The 1344-nt window shown below is 37.4% G+C and carries 2 protein-coding genes; both read left to right on the plus strand.

Annotation, left to right across the window (positions count from 1 at the left end; genetic code table 11):
- On the plus strand, positions 1-366 hold a 366-nt coding region (locus DW269_RS12445), incomplete at its 5' end, for a helix-turn-helix domain-containing protein (protein ID WP_006506800.1).
- A gap of 11 nt (positions 367-377) precedes the next feature.
- Complete coding sequence (locus DW269_RS12450) at positions 378-1265, plus strand: IS3 family transposase (protein ID WP_233503301.1); 888 nt, start codon at positions 378-380, stop codon at positions 1263-1265.
- Positions 1266-1344 lie beyond the last annotated feature (79 nt).

Below are 1344 nucleotides of genomic sequence, written 5' to 3' on the forward strand. Positions count from 1 at the left end.
ACAAAAGAAGAAAGAATAGAGATAGTAAAGTACTGCATGGAACACAATCTTGATTATTCGGGAACGTGCAAAGTGTTTGATGTGACATATTCAAATGTATTTAACTGGGTAAGAAAGTACAGAGAAAAAGGTGAAGAAGGCTTATCAGACAGACGTGGACGCCGAAAAAAGGATGAGGAGCTAGATGAGCTTGGCCTTCTAAAGAAACAGCTGAGAGAAAAGGAGCGTGAGCTTGAGAGAGCTCATCTGGAGATAAGACTGTTAAAAAAAGTGGAGGAGATAGAAAGGAGAGGATATGCAGAACAAGCAGATTCGAGAATGAATATCAGTCAATCAAGGAAATCAAGGAAGAAGACAAAGAGGTAAGCCTATCAGCTATGCTTGAGATATTAGGTGTAAAGAGGGCGAATTATTATAAATGGCTTAGACGCAATAAGAGCGAAAGAGATCTTGAAAATGAGGAACTGGCAGACTTTATAAGAAAGTATGATGAGAAATTCAATCATACGCTTGGCTACAGAATGATGACAGATAGAATAAACAGAGATGAAAACAAGAACTATAATGACAAGCAGGTCTACAAGGTGATGAAAATACTTGGCATCAAGTCAATCATAAGACCAAAAAGAAGAAGCTGTACAGTCAGAAAAAGCAACAATACAGCCAAGAATAATCTTAAAAGAGACTTTAATGCATCAAGACCTAATGAAAAATGGGTAACAGATGTCACTGAGTTCAAATATGGAAAGAATAATGAAAATAAGCTATATCTAAGCCTGATACTAGATCTTTATGACAGATATCCAGTAGGATATGCAATTAGTGACCATAATGATAATAAACTTGTCTTCAATACATTCAGATCAGCTGTAGACGCTAATCCAGGAGCACATCCGCTATTTCATAGTGATGGTGGCTACCAGTATACGAGTCCAATATTTGTACGTATGCTTAAGGATAATGGCATGGAACAGAGCATGTCCAGAGTTCACTGCTGCATTGACAATGGACCAATGGAAGGATTCTGGGGAATACTTAAATGTGAGATATATCATTATGGCAAGAAATATGAAGCAAGAGAGGAATTAGAAGAGGCAATAATAGAATGGATAAGATATTACAGTCATGAAAGATATCAAAGAAGATTTGGTGTGAGAACACCTTATGAAGTAAGAAGTGAAGCATTGTGCAATGAGAATCCAGTTCAGTATCCAATACCTGAGAACAAAGCAATACAGAAATATAAGGCGGCACATTATGCATAAAAATATGCCTGCCACTACGTGGCAGGCATTGGTACATGTTTTTAATTTTTTCACCTGTCTACTTGACAGGGGCGGTTCA

Origin of the sequence: Catenibacterium sp. AM22-6LB, assembly GCF_003435615.1 — a bacterium.
Taxonomy (GTDB): domain Bacteria; phylum Bacillota_I; class Bacilli_A; order Erysipelotrichales; family Coprobacillaceae; genus Catenibacterium; species Catenibacterium mitsuoka_A.